Source organism: Nocardioides sp., from assembly GCF_050246775.1.
Taxonomy (GTDB): Bacteria; Actinomycetota; Actinomycetes; order Propionibacteriales; family Nocardioidaceae; genus Nocardioides.
On record NZ_JBFWVK010000001.1, the window covers coordinates 1,984,716 to 2,004,228 of the forward strand.

Genomic DNA, 19,513 nt, shown 5'->3' on the forward strand with positions numbered 1-19,513 from the left:
GTGAGTTTCGAGTCGATGTGGCGCGATCTGGCGCCGGTGGGCCGGTCATCGGCGACCGGCGGCTACTTCCGTCAACCGTTCACCGCTGCGGAGCGGGAGTGCCAGGCCTGGTTCGCCGAGGCCGCGGCCCAGCGTGGCCTGGAGGTCGAGTACGACGGCTTCGGCAACGCGGTGGCCTGGTGGGACACGCCCTCCTCGCGACCTTCGGTGCTGACCGGCTCGCACCTGGACTCGGTGCTGGACGGTGGCGCCTACGACGGCCCCCTGGGTGTCGTGTCCGCCTTCGCCGCGCTCGACGTGCTCCGTGATCGCGGCTTTGTGCCCGACCGACGGATCGGGATCGGCTCCTTCGTGGAGGAGGAGGGCTCGCGCTTCGGGCTGGCCTGCCTCGGGTCACGGTTGATGACCGGCGGGCTGGAGCTGTCCGAGGCTGCGGCACTGACCGACCGGGACGGCGTACGACTGGAGGACGCGTGGGCCGCCGCCTCGCTGGACCCGTCGACCGGCTCCACGCTCCTCGACGGGGTGGGCACCTTCGTGGAGCTCCACGTCGAGCAGGGTCGTGACCTGGTCGACCGCGACGCGGCTGTGGGGCTGGCCAGCGAGATCTGGCCGCACGGGCGCTACCGGTTCGAGTTCACCGGGGAGGCCAACCACGCGGGCACCACGCGCATGGAGGACCGCCACGATCCCATGCTCACCTATGCGATGACCGCCCTCGCGGCCAACAAGCAGGCCCGGCTGTCGGGACAGCGGGCCACCTTCGGACGGGTCGCGGTCGAGCCCAACGGCACCAACGCCGTCCCCTCCAAGGTGACCGCGTGGCTGGACGCGCGCTGTGCGAGCGACGAGGCGTTGACCGAGCTGGTCACCCTCATCGCGCGGCAGGGCCAGCAGCGTGCCGAGCGGGACGGGACGACGCTGGCGGTCACCGCCGAGTCAGTCTCCGCCTCGGTGCGGTTCTCCCGTCCGCTGGCCCAGGAGCTGGCCCAGGAGCTGGCCCACGCCGGCGGCCTGCCGGTCATCCCCACCCAGGCCGGGCACGACGCCGGCGTCCTGTCCGCGGCGGGGATCCCCACCGCCATGCTGTTCGTCCGCAACCCCACCGGCGTCTCGCACTCGCCGGCCGAGTCGGCCGAGATGGCCGACTGCCTGGCCGGCGTCGAGGCCCTGGCCGACACCCTGGCCGGACTCACCTCATGACGTCGGTCGTCCTCGAGCGCGCCCTGCTGCCCACCGGGATCGCCGACCACGTGCGCATCACCGTGGTGGACGGCCGCTTCACCGAGGTGGCGCCGGCCGCCGAGGAGGCCGTGACGGTCCGGGGTCTCACGCTTCCGGGGCTGGCCAACTGCCACAGCCACGCCTTCCACCGGGCCCTGCGGGGCCGCACCCAACGCGAGCGGGGCACGTTCTGGAGCTGGCGCGACCAGATGTACGCCGTGGCCGCACGCCTGACCCCGCAGACCTACTTCGAGCTGGCCCTGGCGACCTACCGGGAGATGGTGGCGAGCGGGATCACGAGCGTAGGGGAGTTCCATTACCTCCACCACCAGCCCGACGGCACGCCGTACGACGAGCCCAACGAGATGGGGCACGCCCTGATCGCGGCGGCCGAGCAGGCCGGCCTGAGGATGACCCTGCTCGACACCTGCTACCTCGCGGCCGGCATCGGCAGGGCTCCGGAGGGAGTGCAGCGTCGCTTCGACGACGGCGACGCACACCGCTGGGCCGAGCGGGTGGATGCCCTCGACCCGGGCCGACACCTGGCCGGTGCGGCCATCCACTCCGTGCGCGCCGTGCCGCGCGCCGAGATCGCGACGCTCGCCGGCTTCGTGCAGGGGACCTCGGGAGGCCCCCTGCACGTGCACCTGTCGGAGCAGCGCGCCGAGAACGACGAGTGCCTGGCGGCCTACGGCCTCACCCCGACCCAGCTGTTGGAGGCCGAGGGAGCGCTGGGTGAGCGCACCAGCGTCGTGCACGCCACGCACCTCACCGACCAGGACGTCGCCACGCTCGGCCGCACCCGCACCCGGGCCTGCTTCTGCCCCACCACCGAGCGCGATCTCGGCGACGGCATCGGCCCCAGCCGGCGCCTGCACGACGCCGGGGCACCGCTGACCCTCGGCTCCGACAGCCACGCGGTCATCGACCTCTTCGAGGAGATGCGCGCCGTGGAGCTCCACGAGCGCCTTGCCTCCGAGCAACGCGGACACTGGAGCAGCACCGAGCTGCTCGCCGCCGCCACGACGACCGGTCACGACTCCCTCGGGTGGGCCGACACCGGATCCATCGCGGTGGGCCACCGCGCCGACCTCGTCACCCTCGACGTGAGCTCGCCGCGGACGGCCGGCACCGGCCGCGACGAGAACACCGCCGTGTTCGCGGCCACCGGCGCCGACGTGACCAGCGTGATGGTCGACGGCGTCGTCGTCGTGCGGCAGGGTGATCGGCACGAGATCGGGCGCCAGCTCGACGCCGCCATCGAGAAGGTGTGGGCATGACCAGCACCGTGATCACCAACATCGGCGAGCTCACCACCCACGACGAGCAACCGGTCCGTCACGACGCGGCGATCGTCATCGAGGGCGCCACCATCGCCTGGGTCGGCGAGGCCACGCGGGCGCCGTCCGCGGACCACCACGTGGACCTCGCCGGGCGAGCGGTGATCCCCGGGTTCGTCGACAGCCACTCCCACCTCGTGTTCGCCGGCGACCGCTCCGCCGAGTTCGAGGCCCGCATGACCGGGACGCCGTACGGCGCCGGCGGGATCCGCACGACGGTGGCCGCCACCCGAGCGGCCACCGACGAGCAGCTGACCAGCCACGTGGCCAGGCTGGTGCGGGAGATGCGCCACCAGGGCACCACCAGCCTGGAGATCAAGAGCGGCTACGGGCTGACCACCAGGGACGAGGCCCGGAGCCTGGCCATCGCCCGGCAGTTCACCGAGGACACCACCTTCCTCGGCGCCCACGTGGTGCCGGCCGACACCGACCCGGCGACGTACGTCGATCTGGTCACCGGGGCCATGTTGGAGGCGGCCGCGCCGTACGCGACCTGGATCGATGTCTTCTGCGAACGCGGTGCCTTCGACGCCGACCAGGCCCGGCAGATCCTCCGAGCCGGGGCGGCGCACGGGTTGAAGGGGCGCCTGCACGCCAACCAGCTCGGGCTCGGCCCCGGGGTGCAACTGGCCTGCGAGCTCGGGCTGGTCGCCGTGGACCACTGCACCTTCCTCGACGACGCCGACATCTCCGCGCTGGCGGACTCCGGCACCATCGCGACCCTGCTCCCGGGCGTGGAGTTCTCGACACGCCAGCCCTACCCCGATGCGCGCGACCTGCTGGATCGCGGGGTCACGGTGGCGATCGCCAGCGATTGCAACCCTGGCTCGTGCTACACCTCCTCGATGCCGTTCTGCCTCGCCGTGGCCGTGCGCGACATGGGCATGTCGCCGGCCGAGGCGCTGTGGTCGGCCACCGCCGGGGGCGCCGCAGCCCTGGGCCGGAGCGACGTGGGTTCCCTGCGGGTCGGCGACCGCGCTGACCTGGCCGTGCTCGAAGCGCCTTCGTTCGTCCACCTCGCCTACCGCCCCGGGGTCCCCTTGGTCACCCAGACCTGGCTGGGCGGGCGCCCGGTCCTCTGAGGTAGGGCTGGCAGGGATCGAGCAGAGATAGGGAAGTCGCCCGATGTGCGCGCCTACCTCAGAGGACGAGTCTCGACTCATCGACGAGATGAGGAGACAGAGATGAGCAACGAGTTCCTGCGGTCCGAGGCCTTCGTGAAGTCCGAGCTGGACTACCGCACCGACCGGGTGCGCTCCGGCGTACGCCGCAGCAGGCGCGTGCACCGGTTGCGGCGCCCCGCTGCCCCCGGACGACTGAACTAGGACCCGGGGTGTCGGTCGCAACTGCGATCATGGGCGACGTGGCACCGCCCGGACATCTGGATCGCGACCTCGTCGGACGCGAGGCCGAGCTGACGGAGTTGACCTCCCTGCTTGGTGTGCGTCCGACGAGGTCCCCTGATGCCCTGATCCCCGACGCGGTCCTGCTCTCGGGCGACGCCGGGGTGGGCAAGACGCGGTTGTTGACGGCGCTGCGCGACGTCGCCGTCGAGGGGGGGTGGCAGGTCGTCGCCGGTCACTGCCTCGACTTCGGTGACAGTGCCCTTCCCTACCTGCCCTTCTCCGAGGTGATCGGCCGCCTGAGTGCCGAGCGGCCCGAGGTGGTCGCCGAGGTGGCGCGCGCCCACCCCGCCCTCGCGCGCCTCCAGCCCGGGCGCCGGGTGATGTCCCAGGACGCCTCGCACGATCTGCGAGCCCTGGACCGAGGTGAGCTCTTCACCGCGGTCCACGCCGTCCTGGAGGCCGTCGCAGCCGCGGCCCCGCTGCTTCTGGTCATCGAGGACGCCCACTGGGCCGACCAGTCGACGCGCGACATGGTGAGCTTCCTGTTCTCCCGGCCCTTTCGCGGACTCGTCGCGATCGTGGTGTCCTACCGCTCCGACGACCTGCACCGGCGTCATCCCCTGCGCACCCAAGTGGCCGAGTGGAGCAGGGTGCGCGGTGTCGAACGGCTCCAGCTCGGGCCCTTGGCCCCCGATCACGTGCGTGCGCTCGTGCTCCAGCTGCACCCCGAGCCACTCGATCAGGACGAGGTCGAAGGCATCGTCGACCGCGCCGAGGGCAACGCGTTCTTCGTCGAGGAGCTGGTGGGCGCTGCCAGCGGGCCGGGGCGCTGGGTGCCCTCCGACCTCGCCGACGTCCTGCTGGTGCGCCTCGACCGCCTGGACGACACCGCGCGCCAGGTGGTGCGTGCGGCCAGTGTCGCCGGGCGGCGGGTGACCCATGAGCTGCTCGCCGCCGCCACCGACATCGAACCCGGTGCCTTGGAGACCGCCGTCCGCAAGGCCGTGGAGATGAACGTGCTGGTGGCCCAGGGCTCCGCCTACGCCTTCCGTCACGCCCTGCTCGGTGAGGCCACCTACGACGACCTCCTGCCCGGCGAGCGAGTCAGGCTGCATGCCCGCTACGCAGACGCCCTGCGTGAGCGCCGGGGTCTCGGGACAGCAGCCGAGCTGGCCCGGCACGCGCGCCTGGCCATGGACTTCGACACGGCGCTGGAGGCCGGCATCCGCGCCGGTGACGAGGCGATGACCGTCGGCGGTCCCGACGAGGCATCGCAGCACTATCAGCTCGCCCTCGAGCTGATGGCCGATCGACGCCGCCCCAACGACCTGGCCGTCGACGTCTCGCAACTGGCGGCCAGCGCCGCCAGCGCCTTGATGGCGAGCGGTCACCCGGGCCGGGCCGCGGCGCTGGTCCTCGAGCAGCTCCAGCGGTTGCCGACCGACGCACCGCCCTCGTGGCGCGCACGCCTGTTGATCGCCCGAGCGGCTGCGCTGGACGTCATCGAGCCCGACGAGGAACCGGTCAAGGTCTCGGCCGAGGCCGTGGCGCTGTTGCCGGACGAGGCGACCAAGCTGCGCGCTCAGGCACTTGCTCTGCATGCCCGCATGCTGGCCCACGAGGGCCGCTACGACGAGGCGCAGGGCTTCGGTCTCGATGCGCTCGAGCTGGCCGAGCGGCTCGACCTGGGGGCGGTGGCCAGCGACGCGGTCACCACGCTCAGCGGGTTGAAGCGCTCGGGACCGAAGGAGGCACTGCGCGCCTCGCTGGCCCTGGCGGTGCAACGTGCGCAGGAGTCCGGCGCGATCGACACCGAGCTGCGAGGCCGGTTCCACATCGGCCGTTCCCACCAGGACTGGGCCGAGTGGGACGACGCGGCGCGCTGGTTCCGCGGCGGGGTCGAGCGGGCCGAGGCCGCCGGGGTGACGTGGGCGCCATACGGGTTCGAGGCTCGCTGGCAGCTTGCCTGGGTCCTGCACGTGCGGGGTCGGTGGGAGGAGGAGCTCGCCCTCCTCGAGGTCGATGCCCACAGCCCACCACCGATCGGGGCCGCGCTGCTCGAGGGCCTCCGACTCCAGATCGCCCTGGCCCGGGGCGAGGACGTCGCAGCCAGGCTGCGGCCGCTGCGGGCGCTGTGGCCCGCAGAAGGTCTGTTGGCCATCACCACCAGTCCTCTGGAGATCGAGACGGCCGGGCGCCGCGGCGATGCCGCCGGAGCCGTGCGTGCCTACGACGACGCCGTCGCGGTGATGGTGCGGATCTGGCATGAGCGGTTCAGTGCCCGGGTCCGGCTCGCAGCGGTCGCCCTCGGGGCGGTCGCGGATGGGCTGGCACGGTCGACCACGGCCGAGCGTGCCGCGCGCCTGCTGGACGCCCGGCGAATCCACGCCGACGGCCGCGCCGTGGTCGAGAGCCAGGACTCCTCCGACCCGTGGGGGCCGGAAGGTCGAGCCTGGGTGGGCCGCCTCGAGGCGGAGTGGCTGCGGGTGCGCTGGCTGGCGGACACCGAGAAACCGACACCCGATGAGCTCATCGACGCCTGGCGCAGCGCGGTGGCGCTGTTCGACGAGTTCGGCCATGTGCACGAGGGGGCTCGGGCCCGGGTCGGTCTGGCCACGGTGCTGCGTGCGACAGGAGATGCAGTCGCGGCCCGGCTGGTCGCCGATGAGGCGCGGGAGACGGCCCGCGCGCTGGGTGCCACTGCGCTCCTGCTGGAGCTGCGGGAGCTCGGCGCGGCCCCGGCCCGGAGCGCCCAGGACAGCGCGGCCACCCTGACGCCGCGCGAGCTCGAGATCCTGACCCTGGTGGCCCAGGGACACAGCAACGGGGAGATCGGCAAGCAGCTCTTCATCAGCACCAAGACCGTGAGCGTGCACGTCTCCAACATCCTGGGCAAGCTCGATGCCGCCGGACGCACCGAGGCCGCAGCGATCGCCCGCCGCCGTGGACTGATCGAGCAGTAGGCACAATCGACGACGTGCCCGACGACTTCCGCTGCTCGACAGCCTCGCGCCTCGATCACGAGCCGATGGCAGGCACGGCACTGACCGATCGAGCGTTCCTGCTCGTCGAGCACGCCGGACCGTGGCCACGGGATGCTCCGGCACTCCTCGCCGGCCACGTCGAGGTGCCCCACGGGATCCGGGTCCAGCTGATCCGGAGGCACCGGGCGCAACCGGGCCGGGGCCTGACCGTCTTCCTGGCCTGGCACGACGGCGCCTCCTACACGGTCCAGACCACCTTTCTCTCCGGGCTCACCGAGCTCGGCGGGCTGGACCTGGCGGCGCTCGCCGAGGGCCGGTCACCGGGGCTGACGCCCTACGACGAACCGCTCTGGCTCGTGTGCACCAATGGTCGACGCGACGTCTGCTGTGCCGAGCTGGGGCGCCCGGTGACGGCTGCCCTCAGCCGCCGCTGGCCCGGTGCCACCTGGGAGACCACCCACCTGGGTGGGCACCGCTTCGCGGGCACCCTCCTCGCGTTGCCCAGCGGGATCACCCTGGGCCGGCTCGACCCGGTGACTGCTCTCGCCGCCTGCGCGGACATCGACGCAGGCGGGCACCCGCTCGCCTCCACCCGTGGACGCGCCGGACTCCCTCCGGCGGTCCAGGCTGCCGAGGTGCACCTGCTGGGCGAGGTCGGCCCACCGTTGGTCCTGACGGGCACCACCGTCGCCGGTGACCTCACCGAGGTCAGGTTCGACCGCGCTTCGGCCGTGGTGCACACCAGCATGGGGCCGCCGCGCCGCCAGAGCTGCGCCGACCTCGCCACCAAGCCCGTGCCGGTGCACCTTGCCAGGACGGGGCTACTGTCCAGCACATGACCGAGCCTGCGCTCCCTCCCGGTCCTCGACTGCCCGTCCTCGTGCAGAGCATGGGACTGCTGCGGTTCCGGCACCGGTTCATCCCGCACCTGCGGCGCAGGTACGGCGACACCTTCACCGTCAGGGTGATCCCGCACGGGCGCCCCCTGGTGCTGTTCACCCGGCCTGAGCACACCAAGGAGATCTTCGCCGCCGACCCGGAGGTCTTCCACGCAGGCAAGGGCAACGCCATCCTCGGCCCGATCATGGGAGAGCACTCGCTCCTGCTGCAGGACGGCAGCGACCACAAGCGGGCCCGCAAGCTCCTGATGCCGGCCTTCAACGGCCATGCGCTGCACGGCTACGAGGCCGTCGTCTCCGAACTGGCCCGCGCCGAGGTCGCCCGCTGGCAGCCCGGGGTGGAGTTCCGCTCGCTGGACCGGATGAACGCCCTCACGCTGGAGGTCATCCTGCGGGTCGTGTTCGGGGTCACCGACGAGTCGAGGCTGGCGGCCCTGCGGCCCCGGGTGCGCACCATTGTCAATGTCAGCCCGGCGCTGCTGGCCGGGGCAGCCTGGCCCTGGCTGCTGCGGTTCCGGCCGTGGCGCACCCAGGTCACCAACCGGATCGAGCTCGACCGGCTGATCTACGCCGAGATCGCCGACCGTCGTGCCGCACCCGACCTGCGCTCGCGCACCGACGTACTCTCGCGGCTCCTGCTGGTGGGTGCCGACGGCGGCGAGGGGGAGGGCGACCGGCTCTCCGACGCCGAGCTGCGCGACCAGTTGGTCACCCTGCTCCTCGCCGGCCACGAGACCACGGCCACCGCCCTGTCCTGGGCCCTCTACGAGCTGGGTCGCGACCCCGTGCTGCGCCAGCGCGCCCGTGATGGCGGCGACGCCTACCTGGAGGCGGTGATGAAGGAGTCGCTGCGCCTGCACCCGGTCATCGCGATGGTGGTGCGCACGCTGATGCAGCCGGCCACGGTGGGTGGCTACGCGCTGCCAGCGGGGGCCACCGTCGGCCCGTCGATCCTGCTCAACCACGCCGATCCCACCCACCACCCCGATCCGGAGGCCTTCCGACCCGAACGCTTCCTGGGTGCCAGTCCGCCCACCAACACCTGGATCCCCTTCGGCGGCGGGGTCCGGCGCTGCATCGGCGCCGGCTTCTCGTTGATGGAGGGGGTCGCGGTGTTGCGCGAGGTGCTGGCGGCCTACGACGTCGAGACCACGCAGGCCGACGAGCCCAAGGTCCGCAACATCACCAGCGTCCCGCGACACGGCGCCCGGATCACCGTGCGACCTCTGCCGGAAGGTTGACCAACCAGCCACAGTTTTTCCGGATCATCTCTTGCCAAGGGCGCATTCGGGAGCAAGAGTGACGAAGGTTGCATTCTGCAGGCTCACACAGGAGTTCTCGTTGTCCAGGATCACACGCACTCGTTCCGTCCAGATCGTCACCGCCAGCCTCGTCGCCGGGGTCACCGCCCTGACGATGTCGAACCCGGTGGCCGCCGGTCAGCCGAAGGCGGGCCCGGGGGCGGGTGAGAACCACGGCACCCAGGCGGAGGCCCGCGGGTTCTACGACGCCCGCAACGGCACCGGGACCGCCGCCCGCGCCGCCGCGCTCGACACCGCTGCGACGGCAGCTGCGCGACCGGCCACCCAGGCGCTGCAGTCCGTCCTCGGGATCTCGGCCCTGGTCGACATCGACGGCACGACGGGCACCCCACGCCTGGTCGCCCGACTCAACGGCTACCTCACCCCTCCGAGCAACCGGCCGCCGGCGAAGGTGGCTCTGGGCTTCGTGCGCGCCCACCTGGCGGGCTTCGGCCTGATCGGCTCCGACCTGAAGACCCTGCACCTGCGCAGGATCTACCGTGATGTGGCAGGCACTCGCCACCTCTCGTGGATCCAGCGGATCAACGGCGACAAGGTGTTCGGCTACGGCCTCGTGGCCTCGGTCAACGCCGACGGCCGGCTGCTGACGATCGGTGGTTCGCCGGTGCCGGTGTCGTTGCTGACCCCGACCAAGTCGGCCAGCAAGCTCACCACGGGCGCGGCTGCGATCACCGCGTCCCGCAAGGACACCGGTGAGGCCAGCACCCGGCCCGGCAGTCGCGACCACGCCGAGCAGGTCCTGTTCGTGACCCGTGGCCGCACCCACCTCGCCTGGCGCACCGTGACCATGTCCGCCGACGAGCCGGCCCTGAGCGTCATCGATGCCGCCAGCGGCCGGGTGCTCTTCCGCCGGCCCCTCGGCCAGGACGAGAACAGCGCCGACACGAAGGTGCGCGTCAAGGGCGCCACCGGCTTGGCCTTCCCGTTCTTCCCGGGCAACGCCCGTGGCGGCAAGCAGGTCACGGTCAACTACACCAAGCACGGGTGGCTGAGCCCGGCTGCCAAGCGGCTGCGTGGCAACAACTCCCACACCTACTCCGACGTCAACGACGACAACGCGCCCCAGGCCTCGGAGGAGGCGCCGCCGTCCTACAAGAACCGCTGGAACTACCGCCTCAAGCCGTTCGCGCTTCCCGGGGTCTCGTTCTGCAACAACCCGTGGCCCTGCTCGTGGGACCCGGAGACGCCGTACTCCTGGCGCGCGAACCGCAAGCAGAACGCCGCCCAGGTCTTCTACTTCGTCAACAAGTTCCACGACCACCTGATGAAGTCCCCGATCGGCTTCACCGAGGCGGCCGGCAACTTCCAGCAGAAGAACTTCACCGGCAAGGGCAAGGGCGGCGACCGCGTCGACACCCAGACCGACGACGGCGCGAACACCGACAACGGGCTGCCGGACGGCTCGCACATCGACAACGCCAACATGGACACGCCCCCCGACGGGATGGCGCCCACGATGCAGATGTACCTGCAGCACCAGCCCGGCACGTCGTACCCCGACGAGGACCCGTTCGCGCCCACCAACGTGGGCGACGAGGCCGACACGGTCTTCCACGAGTACACCCACGGGCTCTCCAACCGCCTGGTCGTCGACCCCGACGGGGTCTCGTCGCTGGGCGGTGTCCAGGCGGGTTCGATGGGTGAGGCCTGGAGCGACTGGTACGCGATGGACTCCCTGGTCAACTCCAAGCTGCAGGTGGACAAGCCGGGCAAGGTCGACGTGGTGCTGTTCCGCTACGACGGCGAAGGGGTCTACCTCGACCGCACCGAGCCGCTGGACTGCAAGGTCAACCAGCCGGTCGCGCGCTGCGGCGGCGGTGAGACGGGGCACCGTGGTGGCTACACCTACGCCGACTATGCACACGTCTCCGGCTCGCCCGAGGTGCACTCCGACGGCGAGATCTGGGCGCAGACCCTCTGGGACCTCCGCGACCGACTCGGTGCCAAGAAGTCCGAGGCCGTCGTGACCCGGGCCATGGAGCTGGCTCCCTACAACCCGTCGTTCCTCGACATGCGCAACGCGATCCTGATGGCCGACACGGCCGTCTTCCGCGGCGCTGACCAGGCAGCCATCTGGCGGGTCTTCGCCAAGCGGGGCATGGGCTTCTACGCCGGTTCGCTGGGCGGCGACGACGCGGCTCCCGCCTGGGACCGCCACGTCCCGCCGACCACGGTCCGCAAGGCGTTCATCACCGGGACCGTCACCGACGCGGCGTCGGGCGACCCCGTGGCCGACGTGCCGGTCAGCCTCGCCTTCCAGGGCGGCAACAGTGTCGTCAACCCGAGCGGCGTCACCAAGGCCGACGGCACCTACCGTCTCGGCCCGGTGCCGGTCGGCCTCTACCGCAAGCTGAGCGTCAGCGGCGGCGGCTTCGACCCGGTCACCAAGGCGGTGCGGGTCACGACCTCCGGCGCGGTCAAGGACTTCGCCGTACGGCGTGACTGGGCCGCCTCGAGTGGCGGCGCGTCCATCGCCGACTTCAACGGCCCGGACTTCTCGCCGGCCTGCGGCCCGGACCTTGCCATCGACGGCAGCCAGGCCGCTGGCTGGGGGAGCACCACGGGTGACGACGAGGGCACGCCGACGAACGTCTTCGTGCCGAAGTACATCGTGGTCGACCTGGGCCAGCCGGTGGATGTCTCTGAGTTCGCCGTGGATCCGTCGGCGACCTGTGGGGACGGCGGCAGTGCCTCGACCGGCGACTACCAGATCGAGACCTCGCCTGATGGAACCACCTGGACTCTGGCAGCACAGGGCACCTTCACCGCAGCCGAACGCGGTCAGCTCAACCCGGTGCCGCCCACAGCTGGCGCAGCCGGTGTGGAGTTCGTGAAGTTCACGATCCTGGGCAACCAGACCCCCGACTTCGCGACGTCGTGTCCGGGCGGGGCGTTCTCCGGGTGCTCCTACACGGACCTGACCGAGCTCAAGGTCTACGGCGCCGCGACGCCGTGATGCGGGTCCGGCTCGGGGTCTTTGCAACAATGTGATGGTGTCGGAGAAACAGGAAAGGCCCGTCCTCACCGGACTCATCGCGCTTGTTGCGGTGGCTGCAGTCGTCGGGTTGCTGCTCGGCGGTGCCGCGCTCTTCGGGACCCGGATCCTGGGTCTCGGGGGTGATCAGGACGCCACCGGAGCAGCGACCGGCGGCGACTCGCTCTACCTGCCGACCCCGTCGCCGACCGCGGAGGGCACCGGGCCGCTGATCACCCTGGCGCCCGGCGACCCGACGCCGACCACTTCGGCGCCTGCATCGAGCCCGACGAAGAAGCCCAAGCGCGAGATCAAGCTGGTGGCCGGCCAGGCCAGCGTGGGGTCCTTCGACGAGATCGACCTCAGCGGGTCCTACCCTTTGGGTGAGGGGTCGATCCTGCAGGTGCAGCGGCTCGAGAACGGCACGTGGGTGGGCTTCTACTCGGTGAGCGTCACGGTCACCAACGGCTCCTTCTCAACGTTCGTGCAGACCAGTCGCACCGGCGTCAACAAGTTCCGGGTCGTCGACTCCGACACCGACACCAAGTCCAACGCGGTCAGCGTGAAGGTGGGCTGAGACCAGCTCCTGGACGGCGGGCTGTCCGGCGAGGACACCGCCGAGCACGAGCGCCATGCCCACGAGCTGGAGCGCGCCGAAGGCCTCGCCGGCCAGGGCGACTCCCAGCAGGGTCCCGGTGACCGGGTTGACCAGCCCGATGAGCGAGACCGCCCCTGCGGGCATCCGCTTGAGCCCGTTGAACCATGCGACGTAGGCCAGGGCGGTGCCGATCACGCAGATGTAGAGGAACCCGCCGATGGCTCGGGTGTCGAGCGTGGGTGGGGCACCCTCCACCACCGCGGCCACGGGCACGAGCATCAGGCCTCCCGCGATCAGCTGCCAGGCCGAGAAGGTCAGCATGTCGACCGGCGGCTGCCAACGACGGACCAGGACGTAGCCCAGGCTCGAGATGGCCACGGCCCCGAGCGAGGCCGCCACCCCGACCCAGTCGAGGCTGAGCCCGCCGTCCAGGACCAGGAGGGCCACCCCGGCGATGCCGACGGCGGCTCCCAGCAGCGAGAGCAGGGCGGGGCGCTCAGACACGAGCGCCCAGGCGATCAGCATGACCGCGATGGGGGAGGTGGCCGTCAGCGTGGCCGCCATCCCGCCGGGCAGGTGGTAGCCGGCGACGAAGATGAGGGGGAAGAACGCCCCGATGTTGAGGGTGCCCAGGACCAGCGCCTTCCACCACCACGCGCCGCGGGGCAGCTGCCGGGTGAAGGCGAGCATCACCAGACCCACCGGGAGCGCCCGGACCGCTGCTGCGAAGAACGGGCGGTCCGGTGGCAGGAAGTGCGCCGTGACGTAGTACGACGAGCCCCAGGCTGCCGGGGCGACGGCCGTGAAGAGAGTGGTGCGCCATTTATCTTCCATGGAAGACATAATACCTTCCAAAGAAGATATATTCCAGGGATGGAGCGAGAACCTGATCACGTCGGCCGGATCATGGCGCAGTGGGCACGCGAGCGCCCGGACCTCGATGTGTCCCCGCAGGGGATCATCGGGCGACTGCACCGACTGGCCGAGCGTCTGAGAGACGAACTGGTCTCGGTCTACGCCGACTTCGGGCTCGGCGAGGGCGACTTCGACGTGATGGCCACCCTGCGCCGGAACGGAGCTCCCTTCGAGCTGACTCCCGGAGAGCTGGCGGCCGGGACGATGGTGACGTCGGGGGCCATCACCAAACGGGTCGACCGACTGGTGGCTCGGGGGTTGGTCACGCGCCGGGTCGGCGAGCACGACGCGCGGGGTCGCGTGGTCGCCCTGACCGATCAGGGGGTGCACCTGATCGACCGGGCCTTCGAGGCCCACATGGCCAACGAGCAGCGACTGGTCGCGTCGCTGAGCGACCTCGAGCGGGCCCGGCTCGCCCACCTGTTGGAGGTATGGGGCCGGGCCCTCGATGTCTAGCTGGGGATCCAGTCGAACTCGTCGGGGTTGGGTCCGGTGCGTCCGCTCTCGCCCTGGTCGAGGGCACTGATCGCAGCGACCTCATCGGGAGTGAGGGAGAAGTCGAAGATCTCGAAGTTCTCCTTCATCCGCTCGACGTGCATCGACTTCGGGAAGACGATGTCTCCGCGCTCGATGTGCCAGCGCAGCGTCACCTGTGACGGCGTCCTGCCGTGGCTGCTGGCGATCTTGCCGATCACCTCGTTGTCGAGCACCCTGCCCTGCGCGATGGGCGACCAGGCCTCCACCTTGATGCCGTGCTCGTGGGACGCGGTCCGGGCGGCCTCGTTGGTGAAGTAGGGGTGCACCTCGATCTGGTTGACCGCCGGGATGACCCCGGTGTCCTCGATGATCCGGGTGAGGTGTGCGGGCTGGAAGTTGGACACTCCGATGGAGCGGGCCCGGCCGTCCTGCACGAACTCGGCGAGCGTGCGCCAGGTCGAGGTGAAGTCGCCGTCGTACTGCGTCGGCAGCGGCCAGTGGATCAGGAACAGGTCGACCTGGTCGAGGCCCAGTCGGGTGAGCGTCTGCTCGAAGGCGAATCGGGCGTCCTCGGGCCGGTGGAAGCCGTTGTTGAGCTTGCTGGTGATGAAGAGCTCGTCGCGGGCGATGCCGGAGGCTGCGATCGCAGCGCCGACACCCTCCTCGTTCTGGTACATCTGTGCGGTGTCGATGTGGCGGTAGCCCACCTCGAACGCCTTCGTCACCGTCTCGGCGGTCTCCGGGGGTGGCACCTGGAACACCCCGAAGCCGAGCTGCGGGATGGTGGTGTTGTCGTTCAGGGTCAGTGTCGGCACGGTCATACCTAGGACAAAACCATGAGCGGCCAAACTATTCCGCCGCGCTACTGCGCCGACTCATCGAGTCGGGCCGCGAGCCTCTTCGGCGCCTGGATGCGAAAGCTGTCGGTGACCAGCTCGGCCACCTCGGTCCAGTCGGTGCTGGCGTCGAGCAGCAGGCCGACGACGTTGGCCCCCCAGCCGGGTCGGTAGAAGGGGTGTCCGAGCTGGGCGAGCACCTCCAACTCCTCCTCCGGCGCACGGAAGGTCATGGTCGTGACGATCCCCGTCGCGTCGACCGCCCGGGCGAAGGCTCCCGGGGCGTCCAGGTCGATCGTGGCCACGTGGGCAATGGTCCTGGTGCGGATCCGCCACCTCATCCCGATCCAGGCCGGCTCCTCGTAGACCTCGGGCAGCGCCAGGCAGATGGCGCTCAGGGTTTCGAGGATCTCGACCGGGACAAGGAGGGGCTCGGCCATGATCCCGATGCTAGGGAACAACCGAGCGAGTGGGTACGTTGGACCCACCATCAGAGTTGAGTTGATTCGACTCAACTTCTTTGACAGACTGTGACCAACACCCACAGTTCACCCAGCAGATTCAACCCGGAGGTATTCCATGGCACGCGCGGTCGGCATCGACCTCGGCACGACGAACTCCGTCGTCTCGGTTCTCGAAGGTGGAGAACCCACCGTCATTGCAAACGCAGAGGGCGCGCGCACCACCCCGTCGGTGGTCGCGTTCTCCAAGTCCGGTGAGGTCCTGGTCGGTGAGGTCGCCAAGCGGCAGGCCGTCACCAACGTCGACCGCACCATCCGTTCGGTCAAGCGCCACATGGGCACCGACTGGACCGTCAAGATCGACGACAAGGCCTTCACGCCCCAGCAGATCAGCGCCTTCGTGCTGCAGAAGCTGAAGCGCGACGCCGAGGCGTTCCTCGGTGAGACCGTCACCGACGCGGTGATCACGGTGCCGGCGTACTTCTCCGACGCTCAGCGTCAGGCGACCAAGGAAGCCGGCGAGATCGCCGGACTCAACGTCAGCCGCATCGTCAACGAGCCCACGGCCGCCGCCCTGGCCTATGGCCTCGACAAGGGTGACGACCAGACCATCCTCGTCTTCGACCTCGGCGGCGGCACGTTCGACGTGTCCCTGCTCGAGATCGGTGAGGGTGTCGTCGAGGTGAAGGCCACCAGCGGTGACAACCACCTCGGTGGCGATGACTGGGACGCGCGCGTCGTGGAGTGGATGGTCAAGAAGTTCAAGGGCAACAACGGCGTCGACCTCTCCGCCGACAAGATCGCCAACCAGCGCCTCCAGGAGGCCGCCGAGAAGGCCAAGATCGAGTTGTCGAGCTCCAGCGAGACCACGATCCACCTGCCCTACATCACTCACGGTGAGTCCGGCCCGCTGCACTTCGAGGAGAAGCTCACCCGGGCCGAGTTCCAGAAGCTCACCTCCGATCTGCTCGACCGGACCAAGGCGCCGTTCCAGCAGGTGCTGAAGGACGGCGGCGTCGCGGTCGACAAGATCGACCACGTCGTGCTCGTCGGTGGCTCGACCCGCATGCCGGCCGTGACCGAGGTGGTCAAGGGTCTGCTCGGCGGCAAGGAGCCCAACAAGGGCGTCAACCCCGACGAGGTCGTGGCCGTCGGTGCCGCGTTGCAGGCCGGCGTGCTCAAGGGCGAGGTCAAGGACGTGCTGCTCCTCGACGTCACCCCGTTGAGCCTCGGCATCGAGACCAAGGGCGGCGTCATGACCACCCTGATCGAGCGCAACACCACGATCCCGACGAAGCGCTCGGAGATCTTCACCACCGCCGACGACAACCAGCCCTCGGTCGAGATCAAGGTCGCCCAGGGTGAGCGCCAGATGTGGGGCCAGAACCAGCCGCTCGGCAACTTCGAGCTCACCGGTCTGCCTCCGGCTCCCCGGGGCATCCCGAAGATCGAGGTCACCTTCGACATCGACGCCAACGGCATCGTGCACGTGTCCGCCAAGGACCATGCCTCAGGCCGCGAGCAGTCGATGACGATCTCGGGCGGGTCCGCCCTGTCGAAGGACGAGGTGGCCCGGATGGTCAAGGAGGCCGAGCAGTACGCCGAGGAGGACGCCCAGCGTCGTGCCGCGGTGGAGGTGCGCAACCAGGCCGACTCGCTGGTCTACACGACCGAGAAGTTCCTGACCGACAACGCCGACAAGCTGCCCGAGGACGTCAAGACCGAGGTCCAGGCCGACGTCGACGCGCTCAAGGCGACGCTCGACAACGCGGAGGCCTCCGCCGACGAGCTGCAGGCCGGCGTCACCAAGCTCGGTGAGTCCAGCCAGAAGATGGGCGCCGCGATGTACGCCGCCGCCGAGGCCGAGCAGGCCGCCGCCGGTGGCAGCACCGGCAGCACCGGTGAGGCAGACGACGACGTGGTGGACGCCGAGATCGTCGACGAGGCCCCCGACGGTGAGTCCACGGACGCCGCCGAGGGTGACACCAAGTGACCGACGACAACGTCGGAGGCGAGGGGGAGCCGCAGGAGACTGCGGCTCCCCGGCCGGGGGAGTCCATCCCCGAGACCGAGACCGAGCTCGCCGAGTCCGACATGGTGGAGGAGGGCGCTCCGGCATCGGTGCTCGACGACGAGCTCGTGCTGACCCAGATGGCGCTCGCCGAACGCACCGCCGACCTGCAGCGACTGCAGGCCGAATACCTGAACTACAAGCGCCGGGTCGACCGCGACCGCGACCTCATCCGCGAGAACGCGACGTACGCCGCGCTCGCGCCGATCATCGAGGTCCTCGACACCATCGACCTGGCCCGACAGCACGGCGAGCTCGAAGGTGGCTTCAAGGCCGTCTCGGAGCAGCTCGAGCGCACGGTGGCCAACCTGGGGCTGACCCGCTTCGGCGCACCCGGCGACCCGTTCGATCCCAACATCCACGAGGCCCTGAGCCACATCGGTCAGGACCCCGAGGTCACCGTGACCACCTGCCAGCACATCGCCAAGGTGGGTTACCGCATCGGTGACCGGGTGGTGCGCGCGGCCCAGGTGCTCGTGGTGGACCCGACAGACGACGACTAAGAGGGGGTGAGTGAGTGACCAGTGCAGACTGGGCCAAGAAGGACTTCTACGCCGAGCTCGGCGTCAAGAAGGACGCCGGGGCCGACGACATCAAGAAGGCCTACCGTCGCCTGGCTCGCGACAACCACCCCGACACGCACCCCGGTGACAACGCTCGGCACGAGAAGTTCAAGGCCGTCGCTGAGGCCTACGACGTGATCGGCGACGCCGAGAAGCGTCAGCAGTACGACCAGATGCGGGCTGCGCCGACCGGGTTCGGCGTCGGCGGCGGCGGTGGCGGGTTCGACATCAACGACCTGCTGCGCGATCGTGCCGGCGGTGGCTTCGGGGACATGTTCGGCGACATCTTCGGTGGCGCCGGGGGCCGCGGGCGCACCCAGCAGCGTCGCCCGACCAAGGGTGCCGATGTCGAGACGACCGCGACCATCGGCTTCACCGATGCCATCGAGGGTGTGACGATCAGCCTGCGGCTGACCAGTGACGCCCCGTGTCCGGACTGTTCGGGCACCGGTGGCAAACCCGGCACCAAGCCGCACATCTGCCCCGAGTGCGAAGGGGCCGGCTTCGTCGTTGCGAGCGTGGGCGGGGCGTTCTCCATGAACGAGACCTGCCCTGCCTGTGGCGGCCGGCAACTCGTCTACGACGAGCCCTGCCCCACCTGTCACGGCAGTGGGCGGGGCATGTCCGCGCGCAGCATCCAGGCCAGGATCCCGGCCGGGGTGAAGGACGGCCAGAAGATCCGGCTGCGGGGCAAGGGCGCAGCTGGCGAGAACGGCGGCCCGGCCGGCGACCTGTTCGTGAACGTCAAAGTCACCCCGCACCGGTTGTTCGCTCGCAAGGGCGACAACCTGACCCTCGAGGTGCCGATCTCCTTCGACGAGGCCGCGCTCGGAGCCGAGGTGAAGATCCCCACCCTCGGCGGGGCTCCGGTCACCCTGAAGCTGCCTGCCGGCACTCCCAACGGGCGCACCTTCCGGGTGCGAGGCAAGGGGGCACGCAAGGCGGACGGCACCAACGGGGACCTGTTGGCCACCGTCGAGGTGCAGGTGCCTGCCGTGCTCGACCAGGCGGCTCGCGAGGCGGTGGAGGCCTACCGGGCGGCCACCGCGGGCCGTGCACTGCGGACCAACCTCTTCGAGGCGTCATGAGCGGCTCGCCCACCCCCGAGGCCGCGGTCTACGTGATCAGCGTGGCCGCCGAGCTCACCGGGCTGCACCCGCAGACCCTGCGCACCTACGAGCGCCTCGGCCTCGTCACCCCGGGCCGCACCGGGGGTGGAGGACGGCGCTACTCCTACCGCGACATCGAGCTGCTGCGGGAGATCGCGACGCTCACCTCCCACGGCATCGGTCTGGAGGGCGTACGCCGCATCCTCGACCTGGAGCACCGCATCGACGCGCTCACCCGTCGCAATGCCGAGCTGCAGGCCGAGCTCGACGCAGCCCGATCCTCGATGCGGCCTCCGCCCGCCCTGCCCAGTCGCCTCCCGGCGTTGCGTGAGCCGGCCCCAGGCCAGTCCATCGTGGTCTGGCGCCGGGGTCGGTGACGTCGGCAGAAATCCAA

Annotated in this window: 17 protein-coding genes; 14 read left to right on the forward strand and 3 right to left on the reverse strand. The window is 70.4% G+C overall.

Annotation, left to right across the window (positions count from 1 at the left end; genetic code table 11):
* From AB7I40_RS09420 to AB7I40_RS09460, 9 genes are all read left to right on the forward strand, one after another.
* Positions 1 to 1,203 carry an allantoate amidohydrolase gene (locus AB7I40_RS09420; protein WP_428347183.1) on the forward strand — a complete coding sequence of 401 codons (1,203 nt, stop codon included), beginning with the start codon at positions 1 to 3 and terminating at the stop codon, positions 1,201 to 1,203.
* A complete protein-coding gene (locus tag AB7I40_RS09425; RefSeq protein ID WP_428347184.1) occupies positions 1,200 to 2,504 on the forward strand; it encodes a formimidoylglutamate deiminase in 1,305 nt (434 codons plus the stop codon). Before AB7I40_RS09420 ends, AB7I40_RS09425 begins: the two co-directional genes overlap by 4 nt.
* A complete protein-coding gene (gene hutI, locus AB7I40_RS09430) occupies positions 2,501 to 3,646 on the forward strand; it encodes an imidazolonepropionase (protein WP_428347185.1) in 1,146 nt (381 codons plus the stop codon). Before AB7I40_RS09425 ends, hutI begins: the two co-directional genes overlap by 4 nt.
* 102 nt (positions 3,647 to 3,748) lie before the next feature.
* A complete protein-coding gene (locus AB7I40_RS09435) occupies positions 3,749 to 3,889 on the forward strand; it encodes a hypothetical protein (RefSeq protein WP_428347186.1) in 141 nt (46 codons plus the stop codon).
* 8 nt (positions 3,890 to 3,897) lie between these two features.
* The gene (locus tag AB7I40_RS09440; protein WP_428347187.1) at positions 3,898 to 6,873 is read left to right on the forward strand and encodes a helix-turn-helix transcriptional regulator; all 2,976 of its coding nucleotides are present in this window, start codon (positions 3,898 to 3,900) and stop codon (positions 6,871 to 6,873) included.
* Between the two features lie 14 nt (positions 6,874 to 6,887).
* Positions 6,888 to 7,733 carry a sucrase ferredoxin gene (locus AB7I40_RS09445; protein WP_428347188.1) on the forward strand — a complete coding sequence of 282 codons (846 nt, stop codon included), beginning with the start codon at positions 6,888 to 6,890 and terminating at the stop codon, positions 7,731 to 7,733.
* The gene (locus AB7I40_RS09450; protein ID WP_428347190.1) at positions 7,730 to 9,034 is read left to right on the forward strand and encodes a cytochrome P450; all 1,305 of its coding nucleotides are present in this window, start codon (positions 7,730 to 7,732) and stop codon (positions 9,032 to 9,034) included. The genes AB7I40_RS09445 and AB7I40_RS09450 overlap by 4 nt, the downstream gene beginning before the upstream one ends.
* Positions 9,035 to 9,134: 100 nt before the next feature.
* Positions 9,135 to 12,071 (forward strand): M36 family metallopeptidase, encoded by a 2,937-nt coding sequence (locus AB7I40_RS09455; RefSeq protein ID WP_428347191.1) that lies wholly within the window; start codon positions 9,135 to 9,137, stop codon positions 12,069 to 12,071.
* Between the two features lie 37 nt (positions 12,072 to 12,108).
* On the forward strand, positions 12,109 to 12,666 hold the full coding sequence (locus AB7I40_RS09460) for a hypothetical protein (RefSeq protein WP_428347192.1): 558 nt from the start codon (positions 12,109 to 12,111) through the stop codon (positions 12,664 to 12,666).
* Here AB7I40_RS09460 and AB7I40_RS09465 read toward each other — a convergent pair.
* Entirely contained in the window at positions 12,565 to 13,521 is a 957-nt protein-coding gene (locus AB7I40_RS09465) for an EamA family transporter (protein WP_428347193.1), read from the reverse strand. The genes AB7I40_RS09460 and AB7I40_RS09465 overlap by 102 nt on opposite strands.
* Before the next feature lie 39 nt (positions 13,522 to 13,560).
* Here AB7I40_RS09465 and AB7I40_RS09470 point away from each other — a divergent pair, with 39 nt between their 5' ends.
* Positions 13,561 to 14,058 carry a MarR family winged helix-turn-helix transcriptional regulator gene (locus AB7I40_RS09470; protein WP_428347194.1) on the forward strand — a complete coding sequence of 166 codons (498 nt, stop codon included), beginning with the start codon at positions 13,561 to 13,563 and terminating at the stop codon, positions 14,056 to 14,058.
* Here AB7I40_RS09470 and AB7I40_RS09475 read toward each other — a convergent pair.
* Together AB7I40_RS09475 and AB7I40_RS09480 are read right to left on the reverse strand one after the other, a co-directional pair.
* Entirely contained in the window at positions 14,055 to 14,900 is an 846-nt protein-coding gene (locus tag AB7I40_RS09475) for an aldo/keto reductase (RefSeq protein ID WP_428347195.1), read from the reverse strand. The genes AB7I40_RS09470 and AB7I40_RS09475 overlap by 4 nt on opposite strands.
* A gap of 41 nt (positions 14,901 to 14,941) precedes the next feature.
* Complete coding sequence (locus tag AB7I40_RS09480; RefSeq protein ID WP_428347196.1) at positions 14,942 to 15,355, reverse strand: MmcQ/YjbR family DNA-binding protein; 414 nt, start codon at positions 15,353 to 15,355, stop codon at positions 14,942 to 14,944.
* A gap of 139 nt (positions 15,356 to 15,494) precedes the next feature.
* Between AB7I40_RS09480 and dnaK the strand changes: the two genes are divergently transcribed.
* The 4 genes from dnaK to AB7I40_RS09500 are packed head-to-tail and all read left to right on the forward strand — an operon-like array spanning position 15,495 to position 19,496.
* On the forward strand, positions 15,495 to 17,369 hold the full coding sequence (gene dnaK, locus AB7I40_RS09485; RefSeq protein WP_428347198.1) for a molecular chaperone DnaK: 1,875 nt from the start codon (positions 15,495 to 15,497) through the stop codon (positions 17,367 to 17,369).
* Positions 17,366 to 17,950 carry a nucleotide exchange factor GrpE gene (grpE, locus tag AB7I40_RS09490; protein ID WP_428347199.1) on the forward strand — a complete coding sequence of 195 codons (585 nt, stop codon included), beginning with the start codon at positions 17,366 to 17,368 and terminating at the stop codon, positions 17,948 to 17,950. Before dnaK ends, grpE begins: the two co-directional genes overlap by 4 nt.
* Before the next feature lie 14 nt (positions 17,951 to 17,964).
* Positions 17,965 to 19,098, forward strand: coding sequence for a molecular chaperone DnaJ (dnaJ, locus tag AB7I40_RS09495; protein ID WP_428347200.1), 1,134 nt, complete (start codon positions 17,965 to 17,967; stop codon positions 19,096 to 19,098).
* Positions 19,095 to 19,496 (forward strand): heat shock protein transcriptional repressor HspR, encoded by a 402-nt coding sequence (locus tag AB7I40_RS09500; RefSeq protein WP_428347201.1) that lies wholly within the window; start codon positions 19,095 to 19,097, stop codon positions 19,494 to 19,496. The genes dnaJ and AB7I40_RS09500 overlap by 4 nt, the downstream gene beginning before the upstream one ends.
* Positions 19,497 to 19,513 lie beyond the last annotated feature (17 nt).

What these genes read in the sequence shown, in the direction of transcription:
- AB7I40_RS09480 (WP_428347196.1), bottom strand. Translation starts at nt 15,355, where the DNA reads ATGGCCGAGCCCCTCCTTGTCCCGGTCGAGATCCTCGAAACCCTGAGC.
- AB7I40_RS09425 (WP_428347184.1), top strand. Translation starts at nt 1,200, where the DNA reads ATGACGTCGGTCGTCCTCGAGCGCGCCCTGCTGCCCACCGGGATCGCC.
- AB7I40_RS09465 (WP_428347193.1), bottom strand. Translation starts at nt 13,521, where the DNA reads ATGGAAGATAAATGGCGCACCACTCTCTTCACGGCCGTCGCCCCGGCA.
- dnaK (WP_428347198.1), top strand. Translation starts at nt 15,495, where the DNA reads ATGGCACGCGCGGTCGGCATCGACCTCGGCACGACGAACTCCGTCGTC.
- AB7I40_RS09475 (WP_428347195.1), bottom strand. Translation starts at nt 14,900, where the DNA reads ATGACCGTGCCGACACTGACCCTGAACGACAACACCACCATCCCGCAG.
- AB7I40_RS09435 (WP_428347186.1), top strand. Translation starts at nt 3,749, where the DNA reads ATGAGCAACGAGTTCCTGCGGTCCGAGGCCTTCGTGAAGTCCGAGCTG.
- AB7I40_RS09500 (WP_428347201.1), top strand. Translation starts at nt 19,095, where the DNA reads ATGAGCGGCTCGCCCACCCCCGAGGCCGCGGTCTACGTGATCAGCGTG.
- AB7I40_RS09470 (WP_428347194.1), top strand. Translation starts at nt 13,561, where the DNA reads ATGGAGCGAGAACCTGATCACGTCGGCCGGATCATGGCGCAGTGGGCA.
- AB7I40_RS09450 (WP_428347190.1), top strand. Translation starts at nt 7,730, where the DNA reads ATGACCGAGCCTGCGCTCCCTCCCGGTCCTCGACTGCCCGTCCTCGTG.
- hutI (WP_428347185.1), top strand. Translation starts at nt 2,501, where the DNA reads ATGACCAGCACCGTGATCACCAACATCGGCGAGCTCACCACCCACGAC.